Below are 25,156 nucleotides of genomic sequence, written 5' to 3'. Positions count from 1 at the left end.
GTATTCTATTGATTGTTCAAAATTAATTTTTTCGTCAAATAATTAAACCTAATATACAATAATATTGCAGCACTTGTTAAGCCTGCCAATAAACCCAACCAAATACCTAAACTCCCTAAAGTATCTTCTTTACCAAAATAATAGCTAATAGGAAATCCTATGGCCCAATATGAAATGAAAGTGATGATTGTCGGGATTTTAACATCTTGAAGCCCACGCAGTGCTCCTAAAGCGACCACTTGCAAACTGTCACTAATTTGAAACACCGCGGCAGCAATCAATAAGGTTGCCGCAATACTCACCACTTCAGCGTTGTCAATGGCGTTCATTGGGTCATCTAGATTCACATAAATCTTCGGAAAAATATTGTGCAATGCCAAAAACATCAAAGCGAAAATAAACGCGAAAATGAAACCCAGTAAGAAAATGGACATTGCGATTCTGCGCAATTCTATATAGTTCTGAAGACCTTTTTGATTACCAACACGTATCATGGCAGCTACACTTAAACCTGTCGCAACCATAAAAGTCATTGAAGATAAATTCAGGGCGATTTGATTTGCCGCTTGTGGATTTTTTCCAAGTGTTCCACTCAGCCAAATGGCAGCGGTAAAAATTGCCACCTCAAAAAACATTTGCATTGCACTTGGGAAACCAAGATTGAGCACTTTTTTAAGCATTTCGGTATTTAGTGAAAACAATTTGACATTGGTCACATAAAATTTGGATTTCGATTTGATTTTTAAAAGCCACCACAGAAACAACAGCATGGCAAAACGCGATAATAAAGTTCCCAATGCTGCGCCTACAATTCCCATTTCCGGAAATCCCAATTTTCCAAAAATCAAAACATAGTTAAAAAATACATTGAGAACGTTCGCAATTATAGTCGCATACATGGGATATTTCACTAGAGATAAGCCATCACTAAACTGTTTGAACGCCTGAAATATAATTAACGGAATTAGAGATAATCCTACCAAATCCAAATATGGAATGGCAAGCTTTACAACTTCTTCCGGCTGGTCCATAACATGCATCAAAGGTTTCGCCAATAACAACGTCAAAAACAGAAGCACACTCAACACACCGCATAAAAACAAACCGTGTTTAAAACTTGACTTGCCTTTTTCAAAATTACCCTCAGAATCTGCTTCGGCGATTAATGGCGTAAGTGCAGTAGAAAACCCAATACCAAGAGACATCGCAATGAAAATGAAACTGTTGCCTAGCGATACGGCAGCCAGTTCCGCCGAACCCAGCTGACCGACCATAATATTGTCGATAAGACCCACAAAGGTATGACCTAACATACCCAACATAACAGGTGTGGCAAGTCTTAAATTATATTTGAATTCCTTGGTATAGTCAGCTAAAATCACAACCTCTATTTTGAGAGGTGCAAAGGTAGTTCATTCGAATTCTATTTAATATAGTCCATCAAAATTTTATTTGGCATCAACACAATTTATTGAATATTAAAATCTTATATTCTTCATTTGTTAATAAGTCAACCCATTTAAATCCTGAATGAACGATTCAAAATCTTATTTTTACAATAGATAATCCATAGAATGGATTGCTTTGATGGTTTTCAATGCAATTACTTGGATTATTTAGAAACATTTTAGCTATTATTTTAGAGGGATTTGAAAATTTGTTGTTAAAACGTTTCAAACTAAAAAAGGGGACTTGTTCCCCTTTTTGTTTGGCAAAAATTTAAATTAACAAAATTTTAAAAATCATAACTTCAAGTGTTTCGTAAATTGCTTAAAAACCAACCTATGAAGCATGCAATACTTTTTCTACTTATCACTTCAAGTTTACACTTATTCTCTCAACACACAGAGAAAATAGTACAACCCTTTTTGGAGGATATAGTGTCCAAATTTCCAAATGTAAGAGACCTTGCATTGACGGCAAAAAATGATGAAGTTATATTTTCAGCGCAAAGTCCTATGGGTGATATTTCGGCACTTGTAAGTGTAAAAAAAGTGAGCAATGAATGGAGCAATCCAGAAGTGCTTCCATTTTCTGGGCGATATTTTGATTTGGAACCATTTTTTTCGAATGATGGATTGACACTTTATTTTGTTTCAAATAGACCTTTAGATCAAACTTCAAATGAGGTCAAGGATTTTGATATTTGGTATGTAGAACGTGCGTCATTAGATGCCGAATGGTCAGAACCTAAAAATATGGGAACATCTATCAACACTAAAATGGATGAGTTTTATCCCGTTATCACAGCTTCGAAGAATTTGTACTTCACATTGGACAATCCGGAACTTAAGCAAAAAGATGATATTTATGTAAGTGAATTTATTAATGGATCCTATACCGAACCTAAACGATTGGGAGACGGCATCAATTCTGATGGTTATGAGTTTAATGCCTTTGTAGCCAGTGACGAATCCTATATCATTTATACGTGTTACAATAGAAATGATGGTTTGGGAAGTGGCGATTTGTACATCAGTAAAAGGCTTGAAAATGGTGAATGGAGTCCTTCAGAAAATATGGGCGCAAGTATCAATTCTGATAAAATGGATTATTGTCCATACGTCGATGAAGCCACGAATACACTGTATTTCACCAGTAAAAGAAATGCGCTGAAACCAATTTTTGCTTCTAAAGTAGATATTGAAGGTTTATTTAAGACATTCAATAGTTATGAAAATGGCTTGAGCAGATTGTATGTCACTGAACTGAAAAAGTAATTTTTTCGATACAATTTTCTCCCAAGCCATTCCCTGAATTTATAAATGGTTGGCAAAGGATCTTTTAGAACCGATTTTGCCTCTGTTGATTTTAAAATGGATCGAAGATAGAAAATGTATGATGGATGCTTACTAATATATTTTATGAGCCCTCTGAATCTCAAATAACTAATAGGATTATAGGATTGATGAGTTATTGCTTTTCCACTAACATAATCACAAATCAATACAGGAAAATTTATATTGGCTATTCTTGATGCCTCCACACTGCCCCAAAAACGTGCATTTACTTCCAAAATTTTATATTCACCACGTTTCTTGTCATAGCGCAAATCTATATGTGCAACACCAGACCAATTCAATGCTTCCATCAGTTTTTTTGTTAGCTCCAAGACCTCATCATTCTGTAAAAAAGCAATCCCAATGTAAGGTGAGTATGGATTTTTACCCGTTAAAAATCCTTTTTGAATAGTATGTGTCAATACCTTTCCATTGTCACAGAGAACACTACAATCGATGTCATATCCTTCTACAAATTCTTGAGCAAAAAAAGAGTTGTTTTTAAAGTTCTCATGAATAAATTTTTCAAATTTAGTCTTATCATCAAATTTAATGATACCATTTCCGCCTTTGTCATGCAAAGGTTTTATGAGTAAAGGATATGTTAGATGATTGCCATTAGAAATAAAGTCCTTCGAATTGCTAAAAGCCTGTGATTTTGGATACGCAATTTGGTGTTGTTCACAAAAAATTCCGAGCTTATTTTTATCAATTGCGGTTTCAAAGTTGTCGATCGAGGCCATAGGTATGACTTTCGCTATATCAGAAAGCAAGTGCTTATTTTGTATAAGAAATAGACATTCAGGTTCTGCAATTGGCAACACAACATCAATGCTTTTAGACTCAATTTCTTGGTTCAATATGTTTAACCAAGAGTTATCATATGATTTTGGATAGTATTTATAATAACTTGTAGTCTTTGAAAATTTCGCCGCTGTATTTTCTTTAGCGGAAAGGACAAATATTTTATAGTCTGTACGAAATGCCAAACATTTTATAACTGGAAGTGCCCAAGTGCTATCACCATCGGGAATCAATATATGCGTGTTGGTTGGGTTAGTTTTGGACATATTATGCTTTTTTAAAAACTCTTCACATAATTCTTCGCTTGGTTAAATTCGTTCATTAAATCTTCTACAATTTTTGACACTGGCTTTATATCATGAATCAATCCAGCAATTTGGCCTATTTCCAATTCGCCATCTTCAAGGTCGCCTTCAAACATACCACGTTTGGCCCTGGCTCTTCCCAGCAAGATTTTTAGATCATCTACGGTAGCTCCTTTTTGATACAACTCCTGGACTTGATGATAAAATTTATTTTTAATCATTCGGACTGGAGCCAATTCTTTTAAAGTCAAATGTGTATCACCTTCTTTGGCATCAACCACAAGATTTTTAAAATTGATATGAGAAGAGGCCTCATCGCTGGCAACAAAACGGCTTCCGATTTGTACACCGTCAGCTCCGAGAATCATTGTTGCCAACATGGCTTGTCCAGTTGCAATGCCACCAGCTGCGATCAAAGGAATATTCAATTGTTCTTTGACCATTGGTATTAGCGTTAGCGTTGTAGTTTCTTCACGTCCGTTATGACCACCTGCTTCAAAACCTTCGGCCACTACAGCATCGACACCAGCTTCTTGCGCCTTTAACGCAAATTTGACACTGCTCACCACATGAACCACTGTAATTCCGCGCTCTTTTAACCAACCTGTCCAGGTTTTTGGATTTCCTGCGGATGTAAAAACTATTTTGACACCTTCTTCAGCAATGATATCCATAATTTCTTCAATATTAGGATACAACATAGGAACATTGACACCAAAAGGTTTATCGGTAGCCTTTTTACATTTTTGAATATGCTCTCTCAAAACATCTGGGTACATGGAACCTGCTCCTATCAAACCGAGGATTCCTGAATTGCTCGCTGCTGAAGCCAAGCGCCATCCACTTGCCCATATCATTCCAGCCTGAACTATTGGATATTGAATATTAAAAAGTGAGGTAATCTTGTTTTCCATTTAAGATTTGATCAATTTGAATGTTTTGGAACCTGATGATGATTCTATTCTCAAAATATACATTCCAGATATCATTGAACTCGTATTAATCTTTTGATAGGTTGAATTGAACGACTTTTTAAGAACTAATTTTCCCAACACATCATAAATCATCAATGTCGTATCCGTATCTGAAGGTAATTGTATATGCAGTTCATTTTTCACAGGGTTTGGAAAAATCTTTAGTTCTCCGAATGTTTCTTCCTGAACTGATAAGGCCAAATTAAGCGCCATTTGCATATCTGGAATGCCGTAACCCATCATAAAATCTGGTGTTGTATATTGAGATGCCGACATCCGTGTAAACTGTTTCAATTGTTCATTAGACACAGATGGTAAAGCCTGCTTTAAACAGGCCATTGCACCTGCCATTATGGGCGAACTGAAGGATGTACCGTTGTTGTTCACTATCACATCAAACTGGTCAATGACAAAAGTACTGGATGCTCTTGCCACAACATCTGGCTTTAAAGTTGATTGCGTAGCGCTTCCTTGCGAACTAAAACTGGAATACGCTCCACTAGCATCAACACCTCCTATAGAAAATACCTTAGAAGCATCAGCAGGCGCTCCGACAATTTGCCACGAGTTATTTCCAGAGTTTCCAGCGGAATTGACAACTAGGATACCTTTTTCTGAAGCAATTGTAGCACCCTTACTGATAAATGCCACCTGACCATTCATTTGTGATGGTGTATAACTATAATTTGGATTATCATAAACCGTGTAACCTAATGATGAGTTGATGATATGAACACCAAGGCTATCCGCTCTTTCAGCAGCTTCCACCCAATAACTTTCTTCCACGGGATTCTCACTACCAACATCTTCTGTTCTAAAGAGATAATAAGAAGCATCTGGAGCCGTACCTACATATTGATCTTGAACAAATCCTGCCATGACACTCAATACTTTCGTTCCATGATTGCTTCCGGCAAACTCATAAACATTGTCTGTTCTATCTACAAAGTCATAGCCTCCCAACAAATCATTATTGTTTCTTAAGCGTTGGAAAGAACTCATTGTATTGACATTTGGAAAACCAGCGTCCAACACAGCTATTATGATTTCATTACCAGTATAATCCGACAAGTGCAAATTATCAAGATTGATCATCTCCACTTGATTTTGAGTGCCACCATATTCGAAATCAATGAGTGACTCCTCTATTTCAAATTTATCTTGACGATTAGAGTTACTGGCTGATCGATTCAGACTACTATTTGCAAAATCGATATAATCCACAAATTCCAATGTTGCCAGCGCATCGATATCTTCTTGAATTCCTCTGACATGAACAGCATTGAACCATTTGGACTTCGCCATAACAGTAATTCCTGCTTGATTTTTCAGTTGTGAAATATAGGTTTCGTTGACTGGTAAGTCGCGATTATCAATAGCTATTCCTTGTGAATTCTTACGGTCAATTGCTTGTTGGGTTAAAAATTGTGGAGGGTTGGATATAGAAAAGCCAGTATTATCCTTATCAGTAAGGTACACCCAAGCATCTTCTTGAGCATAAACATACACTTGGCATAAAACCAAGTAAATTAACAGTAATCCCTTTTTCATTAGCAATAAATTGCATAATTACATGCAATTTAAGAAATTACTCCCGAACCAACTAATTCATCATCTAAATACCACGCTACGAATTGCCCCTCTGTAATGGCAGACTGAAATTCTTCAAACTCCACATACATTCCACCATCAACCTTATGAAGAGTTGCTTTCTGAAGTGGCTGACGATAACGTATTCTAGCCTTTACCGATAAAGTTTCATCGGTTTTTAACATCATATCTTCACGAATCCAATGTAGTTCGTGATCTTTGACAAAAAGAGCTTTTTTCATCAAGCCTGGATGCTCTTTCCCTTGGCCTGTATAAATGACATTTTCTTTTACGTCAGTATCAATGACAAACAATGGTTCTGCTGTGCCTCCTACAGCCAGACCTTTGCGCTGACCTTTGGTAAAATAATGAGCTCCTTGATGCTTACCAACCACTTTTCCGTCAGTAACTGAATAGTCAATTTTGCGTGTCAAATACTTCAGTTTTTCTTGAACGTTTGAAAACTCTGGAGCAATTTCTTGATAATAACTGTTGTCTTCAGGAATTTCCACAATGATACCTTCCTTTGGTTGTAATTGTTGTTGCAAAAAATCAGGAAGCTTTACTTTACCGATAAAACAAAGTCCTTGCGAATCTTTTTTATAAGCAGTTACCAAATCGAGTTTTGTAGCAATTTCTCTAACCTCTGGTTTGGTCAATTCACCAATTGGAAACAGTGATTTAGATAATTGCTCTTGAGACAATTGACATAAAAAGTATGATTGATCCTTATTGTCATCAACACCTTTCAACAACTGATATATTTCTTTACCATCTTTTTTAATAGTACCTTTTCTACAATAATGGCCTGTAGCAACGTAATCAGCGTCCAAATCAAGGGCAATTTTCATAAATACATCAAACTTGATTTCTCTATTGCATAGTACATCTGGATTAGGTGTTCGTCCTTGTTGGTATTCGTTGAACATATAGTCAACTATACGTTCTTTGTATTGTTCACTTAAATCAACCGTTTGAAAAGGAATGCCTAGCTTATCGGCTACCAGCATAGCATCATTGCTGTCATCAAGCCAAGGGCATTCATTGCTGATTGTCACAGAATCATCATGCCAATTTTTCATAAATAAGCCAATGACTTCATAGCCTTGCTCCTTTAACAGATAAGCTGCAACGCTTGAATCTACACCACCAGAAAGTCCTACGATAACTCTTTGCATGCCGCAAAATTAAGAAATAAAAAAAAGCAACTCGTTAAAGTTGCCATTATAAATTATTATGGGTTCAATTGAATAAACTTATTGTTTCTTTGGGTTTTTACTGTAAATGGTATAATCCTTTTCTTCGGTCAATTTTCCATTTTCGTAATACTTCCAAATACCATGTTTTTTATCATTTTTATAGACACCTTCAGCCAACATCACGCCGTCTTTATCATAATATTTGGCCATGCCATGCAATAGACCATTTTTATAGGTAAATTCCTTTAAAACCTTTCCATTTTCAGAGTACCATGTAGATATCCCGTCAATCTCACCATTGACATAAATTGATTTTTCAGCCATTTGTCCATTTTCATAATAGACCAACTTTTCCCCTTCAAGAACACCCTTGTCGTTATAGTTTTCTGTCATCAAAATGCCATTATTCTTATTGTGGTAATAAATCCATTTTCCTATAAACAACTTGTCATTCATCATTCCTTCACTTATCAATTTGCCTTTAGAAGAAAAGAATTTGACGTTAATTTTATCGCTATCAGGTAGAAATTCGCGTGTGGCACTCAACTTGCTTTTGCCTTCTACCAACTTATAGAACTTAAAAGTTCCCACTTCTTTGCCATGCTCAAAAGTGCCTTCATATTTAGGCTGATCCGTTTTATCAAAATTCTTCTTCCAATAGCCATGGCGTTCACCTTTATCGTCTAATTGGTTGATAGTTTGCGCGCTAACATTTGTTAAAAATAATGTTAAAGTCAAAATGGCAATAATATTTTGTTTAATCATTTTGTATTTTAGTTGAACAAAAATTAATATTAACTCTATTTAAAACTCAAAACAATGAAAATTATTTCAAATTTAGCAAAGTTTATACCAATCCTATTTTTGGTGATGACATTTTCATCTTGTAGCAATGATGATGACAACTCAACTCCCCAACCTCAAGAACTAAACATTGTAGAAACTGCCATGGCAACATCTTCTTTGAGCAACTTGGTGGCAGCATTACAGGTAGCAGATGGTAATTTGGTAGATGTATTGAATGGTAGTGGTCCATTTACGGTACTAGCACCAACTAATGATGCCTTTGAAACTTTTTTAAGTGACAATGGATTCAATAGTTTAAGTGAGGTACCGACAAACGTTTTATCTCAAATTCTTTTAAATCATGTCATTTCTGGAGATATATCCTCTTCCGATCTTATGGGAATGGGCTCTGGTTATACAACCACAAATGCCACGGGTGCTGGTGGAAATCCAATGAGCCTCTATTTTAATACATCGAACGGTGTAAGGTTTAATGGCGTGTCTTCTGTAACCACTGCTGATGTTATGGCATCCAATGGAACTATTCATATCGTTGATGCAGTAATAGGCTTACCAAATATTGTTACCCACGCCGTTGCAAATCCAAATCTTTCTAGCTTGGTAGGCGCGTTAACATCTGGAGGAAACACTACCTTCACTGACTTATTGTCAAGTAGCTCAACTCAATTTACAGTTTTCGCTCCAAACAATTCAGCATTTAGTGCTTATACTAACCCTAATGGTTATGATATCAATACAGTCCTAGCGAACCATGTGATTGTAGGTGCTACTGCAACTTCCGATGGTTTGGAAAACAGCTATGTGTCTACTGCAGCTACTAATAGTGATGGCGATGCCATTAGTCTTTATGTGAACACGGACGATGGTGTAGTTTTAAATGGAATGTCGAATGTAATGACTGCCGACATTATTGCATCAAATGGCGTAATTCATGTAGTTGATGAGGTGATTGATTTGCCTACCATTGTAACATTTGCCACTACAAATCCGGCATTGACCAATCTAGTGGCAGCGCTGCAGTCAGCTGATTCGCAATCACCATCACCCGATTTAATTGGAACGCTTTCTGGCAATGGTCCCTTCACAGTGTTTGCACCAACAGATGCTGCATTTGGTGATTTGTTATTGGAATTAGATCCTTCTGGAAACACTTCTTTAGGAGATGTTCCTCCAGCAACCGTACAGGATATTCTACTATACCATGTAGTTAGTGGCAATGTTAGATCTACAGATTTGATGACTGGCCCTGTACCAACTTTAGGTGGATCTATAAATCTTGATGCTACTAACCTTACATTGACGGATCCAAATGGAAGGGTCTCTAACATTATAACCTCGCTTGTGGACATTCAAGCCATCAATGGTGTCGTACATGCCATTGACAAGGTTATTTTACCTCAACAATAAAATTGAATTTACAATACTGTGTTTTTATGTATTGAATTAGCAGATTCGTGAAGAAAGAGCCACCTGTAATGGGTGGCTCTTTTGATTTATATTAGATCAAATTATTTTTTTCTACGTTGCTGCGATTGTTTTTGCTGTTCCGCTTGTTCCATCATTTCTTGCATACGCTTTTGGAACTTATTCTGTTTTCTCGGCTTCGCTTTATTCACTTGAATTTGTGCATGGATTTTATCTTCATCCAGAATGTAATTCTTGATGACCAACATAATACCGATACTGATTAAGTTCGAAATGAAATAATACAAACTCAATCCAGAAGCATATTGGTTAAAGAAAATCAGCATCAATAGCGGAGAGAAATAAATCATGTATTTCATGATTTTACTCATATCTGGCATCCCTTCTTGTGTAGGTTGAGAGGCCACTTGGTCGCCTGTGGTCATTTTCATATAGAAGAAAATTGCAATCGCCGCCAAAATAGGGAAAAGACTCACATGGCTTCCATACAATGGTATCGTAAATGGTAATTCTGCAATTACATCATAAGACGATAAATCGTCTGCCCAAAGGAAGCTTTTCTGTCTCAAATCAAAAGCCGTCGGGAAGAACATAAATAAGGCATAAAACACAGGAATCTGCATCAAACCAGGTAAACAACCACTTAACGGACTGGCTCCAGCTTTACTTTGCAAAGCCATCGTTTCTTGTTGTTGCTTTAGCTTGTTGTCTTTATATTTTTCTCTTATGGCGTCCAATTCCGGTTTCAACACACGCATTTTAGCCTGCGACAGGAATTGTTTATACTGCACAAAAGACAATAATATTTTGATCAAAATAGTCATGACAATAATGGCTATACCATATGGCATCATGCTACTTAAAAATCCAAAAAGTGGTATAAATAAGGCTTTGTTGATCCATCCAAAAATTCCCCAACCTAAAGGAATACTTTTTTCTAAATGAAGATCATCATATTTCTTAAGGATTTTACTATCTGTCGGACCGAAATAAAACTGCATCGGCTCATTGATTTCACCACCTGTAGTGCTCAAGGCCAATTTTGAGGTATACTGTTTTGTAAACAACGTATCTACCTCATCATCCTCTACTAAATCTTTCGAGGTCAACTTCACCGACTTAAACGGTTTGTCTGCCACTAAAATCGAGCTAAAGAAATGCTGTCTGTAAGACAACCAATTCACATCGGTTTCAGTCTCTTCATCATCACCTCCTTGCGAAAGCTTGTCTATTTTGTCGCCATCATCATGCCTATACGTCAAACGTGTATAACGATTTTCATAAGCAATACTTTGATCATGACGGAAGGTCTTCATCTTCCAGTCCAATTCGACATCTTTAGAGGTATTTATAACGTTGTTCAACCCTTGAGAGCGAATGGCAAAATTCATCATATAATTGTCTGGACGAATTTCATAGCGATACTCTAAAAATTCACTTTCAGACACCTTCAACTTCATCGAAACAACCGTGTTGCTGCCATTTTTAGTGACATTCGGTTGAAAGTATAAATCTTGTGTATTCAAGATGCGATTATCAGTAGTTCCAAAAGTGATATTGAAAGCCGCGTTATTATCTTTTATCAAATAGATTGGCACCGAATCATAATTCACAAATTTGTTCAGCATCACTTCGGAAATGAATCCTCCTTTATTGCTGAACTTCAAGGTCAACAATTCCGTTTTTATCTCGGTAGTTTCACCTTTGGCTGAAGGCAAAGTTGACGCATAAGCAAATGCTCCCAATTTACTTTTTAACTCTGCCAATTTTGTTGAGTCAGCAGAAGTACCACTTGAGAAATCTTCAGAACTGGTTTGATACGTGTTTTCTTGCTGTTGCTTGGCTTTTTGCTCTTTGGCTAATTGCTCTTGTTTGGCCTTCTCTGCTTCTATTTCTTCTGGTGTTGGCTGATTTTGCCAAAGCATGAATAATAAGATTCCGAAAATAAGGACAAACCCTATAATGGAATTAAGATCTAATTTTTTTTCTTCCATGTGTGCTTATGTCTCCTGAATTATGAAGATGGAGATACTAACTGGTTAATTACTATTGTTTTTGTTCGTTGCTTTTGATTATCAAAAAGCTAACCGTTATTGATTTTGTGCCATACTGACACTTTTTCTGTCTTTTTTGTATTTAAGAGCTGCTTTTACAAATGCCACAAATAATGGATGCGGATTGGCAACCGTACTCTTATATTCTGGGTGGTATTGCACGCCCACAAACCAATTGTGTTCTGGTATTTCGATGATTTCCACCAAATTGGTATCAGGATTTAAGCCTGTGGCAATCATTCCAGCGCCTTCTATCTGTTGTTTGTAAGTATTGTTGAACTCATAACGGTGTCTGTGACGTTCCTTGATCATATCACTGCCATAGATGTCTTTGACGATACTGCCATCTGTCAATTGGCAATCCCAAGCACCAAGGCGCATAGTGCCACCTTTTTCAGTAACATTTTTTTGTGATTCCATCAAATCGATGACAGGATTTGAGGTCTTTTCATTCATTTCGGTAGAGTTGGCATCTTTCAAGCCCAATACATTCCTGGAATATTCTATGACTGCCATTTGCATCCCTAGACAAATTCCGAAGAATGGAATGTTCTGCTCTCTCACATAACGTACTGCCTCAATTTTTCCCTCAATACCTCTTTCACCAAATCCTGGTGCCACCAACACGCCGTGAAGATGTGCCAATTTTTTGGGAGCATTTTCTGGTGTCATATATTCAGAATGAATTGGCTCAACCTTTACTTTGACCTCATTTTCAGCTCCTGCGTGAATGAAAGCTTCCAAAATGGATTTATAACTATCCTGAAGTTCTACATACTTACCTATCAAACCAATGGTAACTTCCCCGGTTGGATTTTTATGACGTTGCAAAAATTGATTCCATTGAGTTAAGTCTGGCGTATCGCTTTTTAAATCCAATTTTTTAAGCACTACTTTATCCAGACCTTGTTCCAACATCAAATTCGGAACATCATATATAGTAGAAGCATCGATAGATTGAATAACCGCTTCCTCGCGCACATTGCAGAACAAGGCCAACTTACGACGCAAATCTTCCGGCAACTCGTGTTCTGTACGACATACCAAAATATCCGCCATCACTCCACTTTCCATCAAGGTTTTAACGCTGTGCTGTGTTGGCTTGGTTTTCAACTCACCTGCAGCCGATAGAAATGGCACCAAAGTCAAGTGAACGACAATTGCATTGTGCTCTCCCAAATCCCATTTCAACTGACGTACGGCTTCTATATAAGGTAAGGACTCAATGTCACCAACCGTTCCGCCTATTTCAGTGATGACAATGTCATAATCGCCAGACTTTCCTAGTATCTGAACACGATTTTTAATTTCATCCGTGATATGAGGAATCACCTGAACAGTTTTCCCCAAAAACTCACCTCTACGCTCCTTTTCAATGACACTTTGGTAAATACGACCAGTCGTCACGTTGTTTGATTGACTGGTAGGCACATTCAAAAAACGCTCATAATGTCCCAAATCCAAATCAGTTTCGGCACCATCATCCGTCACATAGCATTCACCATGCTCATATGGATTGAGCGTTCCTGGGTCTACGTTAATGTAAGGGTCGAGTTTTTGAATGGTAGTGCGGTAACCTTGTGCTTGTAGTAGTTTGGCCAATGAAGCCGCGATGATACCTTTTCCCAATGAGGAAGTTACACCTCCTGTTACAAATATATATTTTGTGGCAGTTGTCATGTTGCGTTGTTAAACGCAGGCAAATTTACAAAATTTAAATAGAGTTTTCCGTTATTGTTTTTAGTTATTTTGTGTAAAAAATATATGAGTTTTTCTATTCAAAACCTATCAAATTTCATCTGCTCAAACGCCAAAAACATATTTCAATCGAGATATTAACTATATTAGCAAAGTTCAACCCAATCAGATATGGAATCCCAAAAAGAACTCACTGCGCAACAACAAGAAGACCTTCTCAAAACTTTGAAGGCACGTTTTGAAAAACACAGCAACAGACATAAAGACCTCGAATGGAATGAGGTCGAAAGCAAACTAAAAGCACAGCCAAAAAAACTATGGTCGCTTTACCAAATGGAAGCAACAGGTGGCGAGCCAGATGTGGTAGCCTATGACAAATCAAAAGATGCCTATACCTTTTTTGATTGTTCACCCGAAAGCCCTAATGAACGCCGCAGCCTTTGTTATGACTTGGAAGCTTGGGAAAAACGCAAAGCCCACAAACCAAAAAACAATGCAATGGACGTTGCCAATGAAATGGGTATCGAGCTTCTAGACAAAGAGCAATACCATCAACTGCAAGACCTTGGCAAGTTTGACACAAAAACATCAAGTTGGCTCAAAACACCTAATGACATTAGAAAACTCGGTGGTGCCATCTTTGGTGACAATCGCTTCGACACCGTGTTCATCTATCATAATGGCGCTGATTCCTATTATGCTGCCAGAGGGTTTAGAGGGGTTTTGGAGGTTTAATATATGATAATGAACCTAAATTTCTATTAAATAAACCTGAATTACCTATGTTTGCTATAAACATTTAGTACAACCCACCATCAAATGCTTTTTAACTCCATAGATTTTGCAATTTTTCTACCAATAGTATTTATACTTTATTGGTTTGTTACAAACAAAAACATCAAACTGCAAAATGCTTTGGTGGTGGCCGCAAGCTATGTCTTTTATGGTTGGTGGGACTATCGATTTCTGTCTCTCATATTCTTCAGTACCATTGTAGATTATGTCATAGGGAGAAGTTTAAAATCAGAGGAAAACCAAAAGCGTCGAAAATTGTTGTTAAGCATCAGTATCATAGTCAATCTGGGATTTCTAGGCTTTTTTAAATATTATAATTTTTTTCTGGACAATTTTATCACAGCATTTTCTTTCTTTGGCTCTGAAATCAAAGCCAATTCTCTCAATATCATTCTACCCGTAGGTATCAGCTTTTATACGTTTCAAACATTAAGCTACACCATTGATGTGTACAGGCGTAAGCTGGAACCAACAAATGATTTCATTGCATTTTCAGCATTTATAAGTTTCTTTCCTCAATTAGTGGCTGGCCCGATAGAAAGAGCCACTCATTTGCTGCCACAATTCTATAAAAAACGTACATTCAATTATACAAAGGCAGTTGATGGCCTGCGCCAAATTCTTTGGGGACTTTTCAAAAAAATTGTCATTGCTGATAATTGCGCTCAATACGCCAACGAGATTTTCAACAATTCTACCGATTATTCAGGCGGAACTTTAGTACTCGGCGCACTGTTTTTCACCTTTCAGATTTATGGCGATTTTTCTGGGTATTCTGACATTGCCATTGGCACATCTCGATTGTTTGGTTTCGATTTGATGAGAAACTTCAATTTCCCTTATTTTTCAAGAGATATTGCCGAGTTCTGGAGACGTTGGCACATCTCACTTTCTACATGGTTCAGAGATTATCTTTACATCCCATTGGGAGGCAGTCGTGGTGGCACCTGGATGAAGATAAGAAATACATTCATCATCTTTATCGTCAGTGGCTTTTGGCATGGTGCCAATTGGACATTCATTGTATGGGGAGCTTTGAACGCTTTTTATTTCTTGCCTTTGCTATTGACCAACAATAACCGTAACAATCTTGATATTGTAGCGCAAGGCAAAATCTTACCCAGTTTTAGGGACATTGCGGCAATGCTTTTAACATTTAGCTTAACTGTTTTGGCATGGATATTCTTCAGAGCAGAAAACATGGAACATGCCTTTCAATACATTTCAGATATCTTTAAAAATCCAAACTCATTCATACTGCTCAAAACATATTTAAAGTACAAAACTGTTTTGGTACTTATCATCATGTTTCTTACAGTCGAATGGTTAGGCAGGGATGGCCAATATGCTATATCTCATTTGGGTTTAAAATGGAAAAGACCGTTTCGCTATGCCATGTACTACGCCATTCTCATTGCAATCTTTTGGTTTGGTGGTAAAGAGCAACAATTCATTTATTTTCAATTTTAGGCATGAAAAGATTTCTAGTAAAGTTGTTGTTTTTTATGTTGATTCCCGTAGTGTATTTTGCAGTCATGATGACTACCAATTACTTTATATATAATAGCCAGCAGAATTTGGTCAAAAACAAACACATTTTGATTATTGGAGATTCTCATCCGCAAAGAAGTCTAAACCCAGAATATATGAGTGGTGCCCAAAATATATCGCAACCAGCGGAACCCTATTTTATAACATTTTGGAAATTAAAAAAAATCACACAATCCTATACTCCCGATACCTTAATAATAGGATTTGCACCACATAACATCTCTGAATTCAATGATTTCAAATTGTCCGATGGGTTTTGGTCTGCTCATCAATTTAAAATGTGCTACTCCATAGAGGAGTTTAAGAATCTGCCAAAAAACATCTTCATAGATTACAAAACATTCTATAAAGTTCTATGGAAGCAAACTGCTTTTTATCCCAAACGTAACCACGCTAACTATATTGGCGGTTACACTAATAACACTAAAAGCAACGTAAAAGATTGGGAGATAGCCTCGAACAGACATTTTTATTATAACGGGAATAACCTTGGTGTTTCTGAAGTTGCTGTCAATTATTTAGACTCTATAGTCAGCTTGGCTAAATCGAAAAAAATCAAGACTGTAATGGTGAACAACCCTGTACATGAAAAATATCTTGAAAAAATACCACCAAAAATTATGAAACGATATGATCAACTAAAAGAAAAGTATAAAACATCTGTCATAATGTTTGACAAAACAACTGATAAATATCCCGATTCACTACTTCTTAACGCTGATCATTTAAACGAATATGGCGCCAAAAGATTTACCAATGAATTGAATGACTATATAAATTCCATTAAAAACAACCTATGAAACCTAAACACATCAAACTATTTTTACGCCTTACCATCGCCATAGCATTTTTATCAGCGGTGGCTGATCGTTTTGGCATGTGGCCAAAAGACATCTCCGTTTGGGGCAACTGGCAGAACTTTTTAGACTACACCGCACTCATCAACCCTTGGTTTCCCCAAGCGATGATTCCAGCCGTAGGAGCAGTTGCCACAGCAGTTGAAGTTATTTTAGCCATCTGTTTGCTCATAGGTTTCAAGACCGAATTCATGGCAAAAGTGAGTGGTATTCTTTTACTGCTATTTGCTTTTTCGATGACCTTTTCCCTCGGAATTAAAGCACCATTAGACTATTCAGTATTCACAGCCGCTGCTGCTGCCTTTGCCTTAAGTGCTTTTAAGGAAAAATATGTGGAAGTGGATGTGATGTTGAGTAAAAAGTAATAACAAAAATTAGACACTTATATTTTATAGAACGAACATTCCCCACGCATTCACGATACATCTTTAAGCATTTACGTCAATTATTAATTGTACATTGCACACTTTAATCAGCAGCACCTGTATGTATCAATTAAATTACCGTTCCAAGGCAGCCCCAAACCTTACGCAAGAAGACATCAACAATATTCTCAACACGGCCACGACCGTCAATGAAGAAAAAAACATTACAGGTTGCCTCATCTACCACAACGACAGTTTTGTGCAAATACTTGAAGGAAAAAAAGAAGACGTGCTAGACGTTTACGAAAAAATAAAAAACGATCCCCGTCATTATGATGTGCACCTTCTTTGGGAAAACAATGTCAATGGCAGATATTTTGAAGAGTGGAGCATGGCATTTCACAACCCAGAAAACAAAGGGATACAGCTATTCATCAATAACCTATTGATTTTCTCTGAAATCACTGACAGATCATCAGGCTCACTTTATAGTTTTTGGGGCAACGTCCGTAGGGTTCTTCTTGGCGGTTCTCCTTCGGTTCCTGAAACTATTTAATATGCGATATGAGCATGGAGATGTTTAGTGAAAAGTTTTAATAATTCACATCAAAATTCCCTAAATTGGTCTAGCAATCAAAAGTAAGGATTCCGATGCTAGAACAAACTTTCATTGATTTGATTACTAATTATTCCGACAATAAAAGCTACAATCTAGAATGTTGGAAGGAAATTAAAAAAAACTACACCTCAAAGTCGCGCCATTACCACAACCTCCAGCATTTAGAACATATGCTAAACGAACTGGAAAGTGTCAAATCCCAAGTACAAGATTTAGACACCCTACTATTCGCAATATATTATCACGACATTTTTTATAAAAGCACCAAGACCGACAACGAACATCAAAGTGCTTTGCTCTTTGAAAAAAGAATCTCAAAAACCACCTTCCCCAATATCAACAAATGCAAGGCACAAATTGAAGCAACCAAAGAGCACAAACTATCAACAGACCCAGACACAAACCTCCTGCTCGATCTAGACTTGAGCATCCTAGGCAAAGATCCAAAAGAATATCAAACCTACAGCGCCAATATCCGCAAAGAATATAAAATCTACCCCAATTTCATGTACCGAAAAGGCAGGGCAAAAGCCCTGAACAGCATCTTGCAACAAGACACCATTTTCAAAACCGACACCTTCATAACCAAATACGAGGCACAAGCCAGAGAAAATCTTAAAACTGAATTGGAGCTTTTGGAGGGAGGTCTTTTTAATTATCACAATTAAAAAACTTGTATAGATATATATGATATTATTCATAACTTGTACGGATAATAATGTTCTATGAGAACTGTAATTCTATGTCTAATTTGGTTCAGCGGTGTTCTTTCCTCGGCACAAAACACACAAGATGACTATGAAATATATTCAAGAGCCATTGACTATGGAATCAATACTATTGAAGATCAATTAAATCACTACGAACCAACAGAACCATTTCAAATAGCGGTAATCATGGAGAGTCTAGAGTTCGAATTAAAAAAAGACCACCAGATTTTCCAAAGCTACAAAGACACCGTCTTTAGCGATAAAAATAAACTTATGAATTGGTTGTTCAGAGATACTCTTATGAGTAATAAAGAAAAAATCTACAAAGACGTTATGGATACTTTACCAGATTTAGACTCAACGTTTACTAATCATCCACATATTAATGCCGATTCTCTAAATCCTAAAACAGTGAAAGCCTATACCATGGATCAAGATGTTTTTATGGAGTCGTTAGACAATTCCACAAGATATTTTAATAAAAGATGGAAAAAAATAAACCGCCAATTCAAGCACAGTATGGCCTTTGGACTTTCAAAAATAAAGTACAAGGGAGATTTTGCAGCTCTGTATTATTGGATAGATTGTGGGAAAATTGGTTTATGCAAAAGCGAACATGTACTTATACTCGAAAAAATCAACGGAAAATGGCAAGCTCTAAAAGATTACTACTTATTATAAGCCCTTATAACTATTAAATGCTTAATACCTCTGTAAGTACTACCTCCATTGTAGGTGTTTTCACAAACAGCACAAAATAAATCAGAAAATCAATACAAACTAGAAATGAAAACTACCAGACTATTTAAAACATTTATCACATTAGCATTTCTATCCTTTTCTTTTATGGGATTTGCCCAAAATACTCCTAAAGAAATTGTTTCTAAATTTTTCAACGAATATAAAACTGAAGGTGCTGCAATAGCTCTGGACAACCTTTATGCAAATAACCAATGGATTTTGCAGGCAGAAGATGCCGTTACCGATCTAAAGCAAAAGATTTCATCCTTAACTGAAGATTATGTTGGAAAATTCTACGGTTATGAGTTAATTACCGAGAAGAAACTTTCAGATAGTTTTATACTGATGAGCTATCTTGTAAAATTTGATCGTCAGCCTATACGCTTTACATTTCAGTTCTATAAACCCTATGATCAATGGCGAACACATAGTTTTCAATATGACGGCAACATTGACGACGAGTTGGAGGAAGCAGCGAAAGTGCCAAACTTAAGTTTAAAAAATTAATACTGGAGCAATGCTCATTTAATTCGATCATTGCTGTTTCCCACCATCAACTCATACAACCATCCCATTTTGTCCTATCGACGAAGGAGACACGAGCGCAGCGAACTGGCGAAGCACATCACATAACAGTGAGTTTTCGCTTTCGCAATTGCCAGAATTTCCCACCATCAACCCATACAACCATCCCCTCTATCATATCAAACACCACATCAATCACCCCACCCTCTCCACACTAAACACTAAATACTGTAAACCATTAACCACAAACTAAACTAAAGACAATTCTTTTATGAACTATAACAGTTCTTTTGTGATATATAATGTTTCTTCTTGAATATGTAATATTCCTTCTGTGATATATAATGATTTATTTATGAGTTATCAAGTTTGTTTTGTATTATTTAAACTTTGTTTTGCATTATTTAATAGTTCTTATGGGTTATTTAATCAATCTTTTGTGATATTTAATGCTGCAAGCTGAAACAGCGATGTGTCACGAAGTAAATGTCATAATCCTCACCAAAAATTTAAGGTGCGCATATGAAAATCAAATCATCTTTTTGCTATCTTTCATCATTGCTAAACAAATAGGCATCAGCCACCTACAAATTAGCTATAACGTTCATAAAACAAACATCAACTAACCTAAAACCAATTGCCAAACTATGCTAGCCATCAGGATTGCCCACATTTTAAACGCCAGAGGTATCGATAATCATTTCACCTTTCTTACCACATCAGGCTTCACAAACTTTACTGCTCACAATCTTTTAAATTCAAAAACAAAAAGTTTTCGCCTCGATCATATCGAGCGTCTTTGCCGCGTATTGGTCTGCGACCCAAACGATCTCGTATCCTTTTATCCAGATAACAAATACCCATTGCCTAGCAATCATCCACTGAATAACCTCATCAAAAACGAAACACAGAATAAAGACATCAAAAATTCCTTAAGAACGCTACCATATAAAGAGCTAATGAAAATTTCCGCGCACATAGAAGACGCCAAAACCCCAAAAACACAAAAGCCCGACACATCTGCCGAGCTTTCTTAAAATATAATATCGTAATGTCTAACCTCTAACCTCTATTCACTAACGACTGTCGCGTACAAATCAAAATCCGCAGCATCGGTAATCTCCACTGTTGTAAATTCACCGGTCTTCAAATAACATTTTGAGGCATCAATCAACACTTCATTATCCACATCTGGCGAATCAAACTCGGTTCGGCCCACAAAATAGTTGCCCTCTTTACGGTCGATGACCACCTTAAAGCGCTGGCCTATCTTCTCCTGATTTAATTCCCAACTGATTTGCGATTGCAGCTCCATAATCTCATTGGCACGCTCCTGTTTCACCGCTTCTGGCACATCATCCTCAAGATTATAAGCGTGCGTATTCTCTTCGTGCGAGTACGTAAAGCAACCAAGTCGCTCAAAACGCATATCTTCCACCCACTGCTTCAAAATTTGATAGTCTTCTTCCGTTTCACCAGGATAACCCACGATTAATGTGGTTCTAATCGTCATACCAGGCACCGCTTTTCTAAATTCCTGAAGCAACTTCGTCGTTTTTTCCTTCGTAGTTCCACGTCGCATACTCTTCAAAATAGAATCACTGATGTGCTGCAACGGAATATCAAGATAATTACAGATTTTCGGCTCACGCTTCATCACCTCCAGCACATCCATCGGGAAACCTGTCGGAAATGCATAATGCAAACGAATCCACTCAATACCTTCTACTTTCACCAAAGCCTCCAAAAGCTCGGCAAGGTTACGTTTTTTGTATAAATCAAGACCATAATAGGTCAAATCTTGTGCAATCAAAATCAACTCTTTCACACCAGTAGCAGCCAACTTCTCGGCTTCAATCACCAAGTCTTCAATAGGCGTACTTTTATGTTTACCACGCATCAACGGAATCGCACAGAAACTGCAAGGTCTATCACATCCTTCGGCAATCTTTAAGTAGGCGTAATTCTTCGGAGTAGTGGTCAATCGCTCACCTATCAATTCGTGCTTATAGTCGGCACCAAGGGCTTTCAACAGACCAGGAAGTTCTGTGGTTCCAAAATACTGGTCCACATTTGGTATTTCCTTCTGAAGGTCTGGCTTATAACGTTCACTCAAACAGCCAGTCACAAACACCTTATCCACATCACCTGCCTCCTTTTTCTGCATAAACTCCAAAATGATGTTGATGCTTTCCTCCTTGGCATTATTAATAAAACCACAGGTATTGATGACCACAATGTTGCCTTCTTCTTCGTGCACCACATCCTTGCCACTGGCCTTCAGCTGCCCCATCAGCACCTCACTGTCGTACACATTCTTGCTGCAGCCTAACGTTACAACATTGATTCTATTTTTCTTGCGCGATTTTGTTCTCATATTAACTTCCCACGAAAGCGGGAATCTTTTTAATTATCTTAAAATCAAAATTAAGTCTGCAAAGATACATAATGATTTAACATCTGATGGTTAATTGACAACCAAAATGATTAAACCTTTCGTATATTGAATAGTCCTATTTAAAAGCCAACCTTATGAAATCGAAATTATCCTTCTTACTCTTCTTCAGCTTTTTATGTATATTGAATTGCGCTTCAGATGATTCAACACCTTCTGATGAAACACCACAGCCTACAGAGATTTACTTTCCACCAATCAATTCAAATGTTTGGGAAACAAAAACCACTTCCGAAGCTGGCTGGAATGAAAACCAAGTGCAACCCTTGATGAATTATTTGGAAGAAAAAAACACAAAAGGATTTATAATGCTCCACGATGGAAAGATTGTGGTTGAAAAATATATGAACGGACACGACACAATTACTCCTTGGTACTGGGCAAGCGCAGGTAAAACATTGACATCAACTGTTGCAGGCATTGCACAACAAGAAGATTTATTGAATATCAATGATCAAGTTTCCGATTATCTAGGTACAGGCTGGACAAGCGCTCCATTGGATAAAGAAAATCTCATTACCTGCAAACATCTATTATCAATGAGCTCTGGACTGGACGACACTACTGGCGATGATGTTTCACCATCCAATTTACACTATGTCGCAGATGCCGGAAATCGTTGGGCTTACCATAACGTTTATGTACTTATGCAAGATGTCGTAGCCGAAGCCAGCGGCACCACTTGGACCAATTATTTTAATGAAGTCCTCAAAGAAAGAATAGGAATGACAGGTGCCTGGTTGCCTCTTGATGATTTAAGTGTGTATTGGAGCAACACCCGAAGTATGGCTCGTTTTGGTTTGATGATTTACGCCAAAGGCAAATGGCAAAATACCCAAATCGTACCTGAAGCTTATCTTAATGGAGCCACAAACACTTCTCAAAATATCAATCAAGCTTATGGCTATTTATGGTGGCTGAATGGAAAACCATCATATCATTTACCACAAACCCAAGTTCAATTTCCAGGAGAATTGATTCCGAATGCGCCAGCAGATATGTATGCGGCTCTAGGCAAGAATGACCAAAAGATTTACGTTGTACCAAGCAAAAAATTGGTAGTCATCAGGATGGGTGACGCGGCAGATGGTTCCAATTTCGCATTATCAGGTTTTGATAATGAGTTATGGACAAAAATAAATGCAGTTACTGACTAGAATTAGTAAGATTATTTGAAGAAAGAATCTACAAATTCAAATTTATTGAACACTTGAAGGTCATCTATTCCTTCGCCTACTCCAATATATTTTACAGGAATTTTAAATTGGTCAGATATACCGATAACAACTCCACCTTTGGCTGTGCCATCAAGTTTTGTAACTGCCAACGACGTCACTTCAGTTGCCGCTGTGAATTGTTTTGCCTGCTCAAATGCATTCTGGCCTGTGGAACCGTCCAAGACCAATAACACATCGTGAGGCGCATCTTCAACCACTTTTTGCATCACACGTTTTACTTTAGTCAACTCATTCATCAAGTTCACCTTATTGTGTAAACGACCAGCTGTATCAATAATCACCACATCTGCATCTTGATTGACCGCACTTTTAATGGTATCAAAGGCTACAGATGCTGGGTCACTTCCCATATTTTGACGTACCATTGGCACTTGAACTCTGTCTGCCCAGACTTGTAATTGATCAATAGCTGCTGCCCTAAACGTATCTGCAGCTCCCAAAACAACTTTCAATCCCTGTTTTTTAAATTGAGAAGCCAATTTCCCAATGGTAGTAGTTTTTCCAACGCCATTGACACCTACAACCATAATTACATAGGGTTTTTTATTTTGAGGAATCGTAAAATCGGTTGCGTTGCCACTATCAACTTCAGACAATAAGCCTGCAATCTCTTCTCGAAGTATTTGATTTAATTCTGACGTTCCGAGATATTTGTCCTTGGCTACACGAGCTTCAATACGTTCAATAATTTTTAATGTAGTATTCACACCTACATCACTCGAAACCAAAATTTCTTCAAGATTATCTAAAACATCATCATCAACTTTTGATTTACCAGCAATGGCTTTATTGAGCTTTGAAAAAAAGGTGGTCTTCGACTTCTCAAGACCTTTATCTAACGTCTCCTTTTTTTCTGAAGAAAATATTTTTTTGAAAAAACTCATCGTGTTATTAATTTTTTGATGTTTAGTCAACAATTAAGCCAGACATAGAAGCTGAAGTATTGTCAGATTGAGGTCAAATATAGACATAAAAAAACTGCCTTCATAATGAAAGGCAGTCCTTATACATCTATGATGATATAATTATTTTTTCTTTAAAAACTCGTCCACAAATTCCGGTGCCATAACTGACTCAACGAACATATAGGCTCCTGTTTTTGGAGATTTAACCATTTTGATTGCTTTGGTCAATCTTTTTGAAGATGTCTGTAAGGTTGCTACTGTTTTCTTTGCCATGACTTAATTATTTTATCTCTTTATGAACTGTCATACGCTTAAGGATAGGGTTGAATTTTTTCAACTCCATACGGTCTGGCGTATTCTTTTTGTTTTTCTTTGTAACGTAACGAGATGTTCCTGGCATACCAGATTCTTTATGCTCGGTACATTCTAAAATTACTTGTATTCTATTGCCTTTCTTTGCCATTATCTTAACTTTTTAGCTTGTGGCTATTATTTTAAAAATCCTTTGGTTTTTGCTTCTTTGATTGCAGCAGAAATACCAATTTTATTGATAGTTTTCAATGCAGCTGTAGAAACTTTTAAAGTTACCCATTTATCCTCTTCAGGAATGTAAAAACGCTTTTTGATCAAATTTGCATCAAATTTACGTTTTGTTTTATTCATAGCGTGAGAAACGTTGTTTCCGACCATCGCTTTTTTTCCAGTAAGTTCACAAACTCTTGACATTCTTCTTAACTTTAAATATGTTATTCAAAAACA

Annotated in this window: 25 protein-coding genes; 12 read left to right on the top strand and 13 right to left on the bottom strand. The window is 37.0% G+C overall.

Annotation, left to right across the window (positions count from 1 at the left end; all coding sequences use genetic code 11):
• Nucleotides 1-5: 5 nt before the first annotated feature.
• Nucleotides 6-1,382 carry an MATE family efflux transporter gene (locus M0G43_RS13915; RefSeq protein ID WP_248027391.1) on the bottom strand — a complete coding sequence of 459 codons (1,377 nt, stop codon included), beginning with the start codon at nt 1,380-1,382 and terminating at the stop codon, nt 6-8.
• Between the two features lie 402 nt (nt 1,383-1,784).
• Here M0G43_RS13915 and M0G43_RS13910 point away from each other — a divergent pair, with 402 nt between their 5' ends.
• Nucleotides 1,785-2,720 carry a hypothetical protein gene (locus M0G43_RS13910; RefSeq protein ID WP_248027389.1) on the top strand — a complete coding sequence of 312 codons (936 nt, stop codon included), beginning with the start codon at nt 1,785-1,787 and terminating at the stop codon, nt 2,718-2,720.
• On the opposite strand, the gene M0G43_RS13905 is transcribed toward M0G43_RS13910, so the two are convergent.
• The 5 genes from M0G43_RS13905 to M0G43_RS13885 all read right to left on the bottom strand — a co-directional run bounded on the left by M0G43_RS13905 (nt 2,672) and on the right by M0G43_RS13885 (nt 8,417).
• Nucleotides 2,672-3,850, bottom strand: a complete 1,179-nt coding sequence (locus M0G43_RS13905; protein ID WP_248027387.1) for an ATP-grasp domain-containing protein — start codon at nt 3,848-3,850, stop codon at nt 2,672-2,674. The two genes, M0G43_RS13910 and M0G43_RS13905, sit on opposite strands and share 49 nt — an antisense overlap.
• Nucleotides 3,851-3,861: 11 nt before the next feature.
• Nucleotides 3,862-4,803: an NAD(P)H-dependent flavin oxidoreductase gene (locus M0G43_RS13900; RefSeq protein WP_248027385.1), complete on the bottom strand. Its 942-nt coding sequence runs from the start codon at nt 4,801-4,803 to the stop codon at nt 3,862-3,864.
• On the bottom strand, nt 4,804-6,414 hold the full coding sequence (locus tag M0G43_RS13895) for a S8 family serine peptidase (protein ID WP_248027384.1): 1,611 nt from the start codon (nt 6,412-6,414) through the stop codon (nt 4,804-4,806). It lies immediately after the preceding gene.
• Nucleotides 6,415-6,443: 29 nt separating this feature from the next.
• Complete coding sequence (gene mnmA / locus M0G43_RS13890; RefSeq protein ID WP_248027381.1) at nt 6,444-7,631, bottom strand: tRNA 2-thiouridine(34) synthase MnmA; 1,188 nt, start codon at nt 7,629-7,631, stop codon at nt 6,444-6,446.
• A gap of 78 nt (nt 7,632-7,709) precedes the next feature.
• Nucleotides 7,710-8,417, bottom strand: coding sequence for a toxin-antitoxin system YwqK family antitoxin (locus M0G43_RS13885; protein ID WP_248027379.1), 708 nt, complete (start codon nt 8,415-8,417; stop codon nt 7,710-7,712).
• Nucleotides 8,418-8,471: 54 nt separating this feature from the next.
• Between M0G43_RS13885 and M0G43_RS13880 the strand changes: the two genes are divergently transcribed.
• Nucleotides 8,472-9,866, top strand: a complete 1,395-nt coding sequence (locus M0G43_RS13880; protein WP_248027378.1) for a fasciclin domain-containing protein — start codon at nt 8,472-8,474, stop codon at nt 9,864-9,866.
• 101 nt (nt 9,867-9,967) lie between these two features.
• Here the strand turns inward: M0G43_RS13880 and yidC are convergent, their stop codons facing one another.
• Both yidC and M0G43_RS13870 read right to left on the bottom strand, forming a co-directional pair.
• Complete coding sequence (gene yidC, locus M0G43_RS13875; RefSeq protein ID WP_248027376.1) at nt 9,968-11,878, bottom strand: membrane protein insertase YidC; 1,911 nt, start codon at nt 11,876-11,878, stop codon at nt 9,968-9,970.
• A gap of 96 nt (nt 11,879-11,974) precedes the next feature.
• Entirely contained in the window at nt 11,975-13,618 is a 1,644-nt protein-coding gene (locus tag M0G43_RS13870; RefSeq protein WP_248027374.1) for a CTP synthase, read from the bottom strand.
• A 189-nt stretch (nt 13,619-13,807) separates the two neighbouring features.
• On the opposite strand from M0G43_RS13870, the gene M0G43_RS13865 reads away from it, so the two are divergent.
• The 9 genes from M0G43_RS13865 to M0G43_RS13825 all read left to right on the top strand — a co-directional run bounded on the left by M0G43_RS13865 (nt 13,808) and on the right by M0G43_RS13825 (nt 20,836).
• Nucleotides 13,808-14,371, top strand: coding sequence for a DUF4256 domain-containing protein (locus tag M0G43_RS13865; protein WP_248027372.1), 564 nt, complete (start codon nt 13,808-13,810; stop codon nt 14,369-14,371).
• A gap of 84 nt (nt 14,372-14,455) precedes the next feature.
• Nucleotides 14,456-15,901, top strand: a complete 1,446-nt coding sequence (locus M0G43_RS13860; protein ID WP_248027370.1) for an MBOAT family O-acyltransferase — start codon at nt 14,456-14,458, stop codon at nt 15,899-15,901.
• Between the two features lie 2 nt (nt 15,902-15,903).
• Entirely contained in the window at nt 15,904-16,782 is an 879-nt protein-coding gene (locus M0G43_RS13855; RefSeq protein ID WP_248027368.1) for a hypothetical protein, read from the top strand.
• Nucleotides 16,779-17,204, top strand: a complete 426-nt coding sequence (locus M0G43_RS13850) for a DoxX family protein (RefSeq protein ID WP_248027366.1) — start codon at nt 16,779-16,781, stop codon at nt 17,202-17,204. The genes M0G43_RS13855 and M0G43_RS13850 overlap by 4 nt, the downstream gene beginning before the upstream one ends.
• A 121-nt stretch (nt 17,205-17,325) precedes the next feature.
• Entirely contained in the window at nt 17,326-17,760 is a 435-nt protein-coding gene (locus M0G43_RS13845) for a BLUF domain-containing protein (protein ID WP_248027364.1), read from the top strand.
• Nucleotides 17,761-17,855: 95 nt separating this feature from the next.
• Nucleotides 17,856-18,491 (top strand): hypothetical protein, encoded by a 636-nt coding sequence (locus M0G43_RS13840; protein ID WP_248027362.1) that lies wholly within the window; start codon nt 17,856-17,858, stop codon nt 18,489-18,491.
• 57 nt (nt 18,492-18,548) lie between these two features.
• Nucleotides 18,549-19,214, top strand: coding sequence for a hypothetical protein (locus M0G43_RS13835; RefSeq protein WP_248027360.1), 666 nt, complete (start codon nt 18,549-18,551; stop codon nt 19,212-19,214).
• Between the two features lie 105 nt (nt 19,215-19,319).
• Nucleotides 19,320-19,781: a hypothetical protein gene (locus M0G43_RS13830; RefSeq protein ID WP_248027359.1), complete on the top strand. Its 462-nt coding sequence runs from the start codon at nt 19,320-19,322 to the stop codon at nt 19,779-19,781.
• A gap of 665 nt (nt 19,782-20,446) precedes the next feature.
• A complete protein-coding gene (locus tag M0G43_RS13825) occupies nt 20,447-20,836 on the top strand; it encodes a helix-turn-helix domain-containing protein (protein WP_248027357.1) in 390 nt (129 codons plus the stop codon).
• 32 nt (nt 20,837-20,868) lie between these two features.
• On the opposite strand, the gene rimO is transcribed toward M0G43_RS13825, so the two are convergent.
• The gene (gene rimO / locus M0G43_RS13820) at nt 20,869-22,176 is read right to left on the bottom strand and encodes a 30S ribosomal protein S12 methylthiotransferase RimO (RefSeq protein ID WP_248027355.1); all 1,308 of its coding nucleotides are present in this window, start codon (nt 22,174-22,176) and stop codon (nt 20,869-20,871) included.
• 155 nt (nt 22,177-22,331) lie between these two features.
• Here rimO and M0G43_RS13815 point away from each other — a divergent pair, with 155 nt between their 5' ends.
• Nucleotides 22,332-23,411: a serine hydrolase domain-containing protein gene (locus tag M0G43_RS13815; protein ID WP_248027352.1), complete on the top strand. Its 1,080-nt coding sequence runs from the start codon at nt 22,332-22,334 to the stop codon at nt 23,409-23,411.
• A gap of 11 nt (nt 23,412-23,422) precedes the next feature.
• On the opposite strand, the gene ftsY is transcribed toward M0G43_RS13815, so the two are convergent.
• From ftsY to rpmB, 4 genes are all read right to left on the bottom strand, one after another.
• A complete protein-coding gene (gene ftsY / locus M0G43_RS13810; RefSeq protein WP_248027350.1) occupies nt 23,423-24,376 on the bottom strand; it encodes a signal recognition particle-docking protein FtsY in 954 nt (317 codons plus the stop codon).
• A 141-nt stretch (nt 24,377-24,517) separates the two neighbouring features.
• Nucleotides 24,518-24,670, bottom strand: coding sequence for a DUF4295 domain-containing protein (locus M0G43_RS13805; RefSeq protein WP_248027348.1), 153 nt, complete (start codon nt 24,668-24,670; stop codon nt 24,518-24,520).
• Nucleotides 24,671-24,677: 7 nt separating this feature from the next.
• Entirely contained in the window at nt 24,678-24,860 is a 183-nt protein-coding gene (gene rpmG, locus M0G43_RS13800) for a 50S ribosomal protein L33 (RefSeq protein ID WP_248027346.1), read from the bottom strand.
• Nucleotides 24,861-24,886: 26 nt separating this feature from the next.
• Nucleotides 24,887-25,123, bottom strand: coding sequence for a 50S ribosomal protein L28 (gene rpmB / locus M0G43_RS13795; protein ID WP_248027344.1), 237 nt, complete (start codon nt 25,121-25,123; stop codon nt 24,887-24,889).
• Nucleotides 25,124-25,156 lie beyond the last annotated feature (33 nt).

The sequence above is a fragment of the Subsaxibacter sp. CAU 1640 genome, from assembly GCF_023156585.1.
In the GTDB taxonomy this organism is placed as follows: Bacteria; Bacteroidota; Bacteroidia; order Flavobacteriales; family Flavobacteriaceae; genus JBPOFM01.
This window is presented reverse-complemented; position numbering and strand designations above follow the sequence as displayed.